The organism is Kitasatospora sp. NPDC093558, from assembly GCF_040683475.1.
Classification (GTDB): Bacteria; Actinomycetota; Actinomycetes; order Streptomycetales; family Streptomycetaceae; genus Kitasatospora.
The window spans coordinates 1-4,225 of the sequence record NZ_JBFBDY010000545.1 but is presented as its reverse complement, the minus strand read 5'-3'; the positions used below and the strand labels follow the sequence as shown (position 1 = coordinate 4,225).

The following is a 4,225-nucleotide window of genomic DNA, read 5'->3' as shown; positions in this document are numbered from 1 at the left end:
CCGCTGCGCGCCATGCACGAGGGCGTCGAGGCGCTGCGCCCGGCCCCCGGCGCCGAGCGGGACGGCTTCGTGCGGGCCGCCCTGCTGCCCACCCACGCCGAGGAGGTCGACTGGCTCGCCGACTCGATCGCCCACCTCGTGCGCACCGGCACCGCGCCCGGCCAGATCGCCGTGCTGTGCCGCGGCGGCGCGGCCTTCCCGGACATCCACGCGGCGCTGGTGGCCCGCGACGTGCCGGTCGAGGTGGTCGGCCTCGGCGGGCTCCTCCAGCTGCCCGAGGTGGCCGACCTGGTCGCGGTCTGCGAGGTGCTCCAGGACCCGACCGCGAACGCGGCCCTGGTGCGGCTGCTGATCGGCCCGCGCTGGCGGATCGGCCCGCGCGACCTCGCCCTGCTCGGGCGCCGCGCCGCCGACCTCGTGCGCACCGACCGGCCCGAGGGCGTGGAGGCGCTGGCCGCCGCCGTCGCCGAGACCGACCCGACCGAAGTGGTCTCGCTGGCCGACGCCCTGGAGACCTTCCTCGACGCTGATCAGCTGGACGACCTCCCGTTCTCCGCCGAGGCCCGGGTGCGCTTCGCCCGCCTCGCCCAGGAGTTGCGCGACCTGCGCCGCTCGCTGTCCGAGCCGCTGATGGACGTCCTGCACCGGGTGCTCGCCGCCACCGGCCTGGAGGTCGAACTCGCCGCCTCCCCGCAGGCACTGGCCGCCCGCCGCCGCGAGACCCTGCACGCCTTCCTCGACGTCGCCGCCTCCTTCGCCGACCTCGACGGCGACCCCGGCCTCGCCGCCTTCCTCGGCTTCCTGCGCGCCGCCCAGGAGTACGAGCGCGGCCTGGACAGCAGCCTGCCCGGCGGCGAGGACACCGTGAAGGTCCTCACCGCCCACAAGTCCAAGGGCCTGGAGTGGGACGTCGTCGCCGTGCCCGGCCTGGTGAAGGGCGCGTTCCCCTCCGGCAGCCCGCGCGAGCGCTGGACCAGCACCAAGCGCGTGCTCCCGCACGCCCTGCGCGGCGACGCCGCCACCCTGCCCGACGTGCGCGGCGGATGGAACGCCAAGTCGGTGGCCGCGTTCAGGAAGGAGCTGGCCGAGCACTCCGGCGTCGAGGAACTGCGCCTCGGCTACGTCGCGTTCACCCGCCCCCGCTCCCTCCTGCTCGCCTCCGGCCACTGGTGGGGGCCCACCCAGAAGACCGTCCGCGGCCCGTCCGCCTTCCTCGAACAGCTGCGGGAGCACTGCGAGCTCCCCGGCGCGGGCGAGATCGAGCACTGGGCCGAGCAGCCGGAGAAGGGCGCCGAGAACCCGGCCCTGGCCGCGCCCGTCGAACGGCCCTGGCCGCTGCCGCTGGACCCGGACGCCCAGCACGCCCGGCGCCGCGTCGCCGACGTCGTGCGCGCCCGCCTCGCCGGCGCCCCCGCCCCCGGGCCCGAGCCCATGGGCGCCGAGGAGCGCCGCCAGGTGGAGTCCTGGGACCGCGACCTCACCGCGCTGCTGAGCGAGTTGGAGCGCTCCCGGCGCAGCGTCCGGGAGGTGCCGCTGCCCGCCGCCCTGTCCGCCACCCAGCTGCTGCGCCTGGCCGCCGACCCGGACGGCTTCGCGCACGACCTCGCCCGCCCGATGCCGCGCCCCCCGCAGCCCGCGGCACGCCGGGGCACGCGCTTCCACGCGTGGGTGCAGTCCCGGATCGAACCGCTGCTGCTGATCGAGCCCGGCGCGCTGCCCGGCGCGGACGACGACGGCATCGAGGACGAGCAGGACCTGGAGCGCCTCAAGGAGGCGTTCCTGCGCACCCCGTACGCCGGCCGCCGCCCGTACCGGGTGGAGGCGCCGTTCCAGCTGGTGCTGGCGGGCCGGGTGGTGCGCGGCCGGATCGACGCGGTCTACCGGGAAGGTGACGAAACGTCAGGATCCGGCGGTACGTCACGCTACGAAGTGGTGGACTGGAAGACCCACCGCGAGGAGACCGCCGACCCGCTGCAGCTCGCGGTCTACCGGCTCGCGTGGGCCGAGTACGCGGGAGTCCCGCCCGAGCAGGTCACGGCGTCGTTCCTGTACGTCCGCAGCGGACGGATCGAACGTCCGTCAGGACTTCCCGACCGAAAAGAGTTGGAACGGCTCCTGATCGGGAACAGTGAAGAATGAGTCACGGAGAGCATCCAAGTCATCACGGCAACGGGCGAAACCTGTGCGTAGTGCACGTTTCGCGCCTATTGTGGGGTCGGTAACCGGTCAACCCCCGTACTCCGGCCGCCGGCGAGACCCGCATTCCCTAACCCTCAGTCATCGCCGCAGGTGCCCAAGGGCACCGGCGTCTTCCGCTGGAGAAACCGAAGTTGAGCGCGACCGGATGGATCAGAGAGCGGTTCACCGGGCCGACCCCGGGACCCGCTCCGGGCGCGACCGGCACCTGGCCGAGGACGGCGCTCGCGCTGCCCTACATCGGCATGGCGCTGATCGTCCTCCTCGACTACGTCAGCGGCACCGAGGTCACGGTCGAACCCGCCCTCACCGCCGTACCCGCGCTGGCCGCCGTGGTCAGCCGCCGCACCTGGTACCCGCTCGCCATCGGCCTGTGCACCGAGGCCGTGGCCTTCCTGATGGCCTTCCGCGGCAACGCGCTCGGCCAGTCCGTCCACGCCGCCAGCGTCGTCGCGATCGTCCTGGTCGCGGCGATCGGGTGGGTCAGCGCCACCCTGCGCCTGCGCCAGGAACGGGCGCTCGCCGACGCGCAGCTCGTCGCCTCGATCGCCCGCCGGGTGCTGCTGCGGCCCGTCCCCGAGCGGGTCGGCACCGTCCGCGCGGCCGTCCACTACGAGGCCGCCGCCGCGCACGCGCGGATCGGCGGCGACCTGTACGAGGTCGTCAACACCCGCCACGGCGTCCGGGCCGTGGTCGGCGACGTGCGCGGCAAGGGCCTCGGCGCGGTCGAGACGGCCGCCGCCGTCCTCGGCGCCTTCCGCGAGGCCGCCCACCAGGAGCCCGCGCTCGACCGGGTCGCCGGCTGGCTCGCCGTCAGCCTCGACCGGGCCCTGCACGAGAACGACCACCCCGGCGTCGAGGAGGAGTTCGTCACCCTCGTGCTGATCGGCGTCGCCCCGGACGGCGCCGCCCAGATCGTCAACTGCGGGCACCCCTCGCCGCTCCTGCTGCGCGGCGCCGAGGTCCGCCCGCTCGAACTCGCCGAGACCGTACCGCCGCTGGGCGTCCTCGATCCCGCCGACGTCCGCCCGCCGGTGCAGCGCACCGCCCTGCTGCCCGGGGACCGCGTCCTGCTGTTCACCGACGGCGTCATCGAGGCCCGGGACCGCACCGGCGCCTTCTACCCGCTCGCCGAACGCTTCCCGCACTGCGCCGACGGCCGCCCGGCCGACGTCCTGCTGCGCCTGCACGAGGACGTCGTGCGCCACGTCGGACGCCAGCTCGGCGACGACGCGGCCATGCTGCTCCTCCAGTACGAACCCCAACCCGCCCAGATCGCCCACGTCCCGCACCAGAACGGGGCCCTCTCGCACCTCAACTGAGGCGGCCCGGGCTCCCCTACAGCGACACCTCGACCAGCAGCGGCCGGTGGTCCGACACCCCGGTGCGCGGCGCCGCCGCCGGGCCCACCGCGGCCCGCGGCACGCCGACCGCCAGCACGTGGTCGAACTGCACCGCCGGCCGGTGCGACGGGTACGTCGGCGTGCGCGCCAGGTCGTACCAGCCCTGCAGCCGGGCCCGCGGCTCGCGCACCCGCCGCCGGCGCGGCCCGGCCAGCGCCGGGCGGGCCCGCCGTGCCTCGCGCAGCTCCCGCACGCGCGTACGCGGCGCGGTGCGCTCCAGCGCCGTCGCCCCGCCGAGCACCGTGCGCGGCACCGCGCCCACCAGGTTGAAGTCGCCCAGCACCAGGTACGGCTGCGGCAGGTCGGCGATCCAGCGCCGGATGCCGGCCAGCTGCGCCATGTTCCACCCGGGCACGAAGGACAGGTGCGCCGCCACCACCGTGAACGGTCCGCGCTCGCCCTCCAGCACCGCCGCGAGGGCCGCGCGCGGCTCGTCCGGCACGGGGGTCAGGCCGCGCCGCCCGGCCACCCGCAACGGCAGCCCGAACGGCGCCGGGGCGAAGCGCCGGGCCCGCCAGTGCCGCACCGGCAGCCGGGTCAGCAGGGCCGTCCCGTACGAGGGCGGGGCGCCGTCGCCGACCTCGCCCGGCCCGTACACCCGAAGGCCGTTCGGCACCGCCGGCTCG

General features: G+C 75.9%; 3 protein-coding genes. 2 read left to right on the top strand and 1 reads right to left on the bottom strand.

Annotated elements, in window-relative coordinates; all coding sequences use genetic code 11:
- Together AB0O00_RS31085 and AB0O00_RS31080 are read left to right on the top strand one after the other, a co-directional pair.
- On the top strand, positions 1-2,139 hold a 2,139-nt coding region (locus AB0O00_RS31085; protein ID WP_363657424.1), incomplete at its 5' end, for a 3'-5' exonuclease.
- Between the two features lie 191 nt (positions 2,140-2,330).
- Positions 2,331-3,518 (top strand): PP2C family protein-serine/threonine phosphatase, encoded by a 1,188-nt coding sequence (locus AB0O00_RS31080; protein ID WP_363657422.1) that lies wholly within the window; start codon positions 2,331-2,333, stop codon positions 3,516-3,518.
- 16 nt (positions 3,519-3,534) lie between these two features.
- Here AB0O00_RS31080 and AB0O00_RS31075 read toward each other — a convergent pair.
- Positions 3,535-4,225, bottom strand: a 691-nt coding sequence (locus AB0O00_RS31075) for an endonuclease/exonuclease/phosphatase family protein (protein WP_363657420.1), incomplete at its 5' end; no start/stop codon positions are given.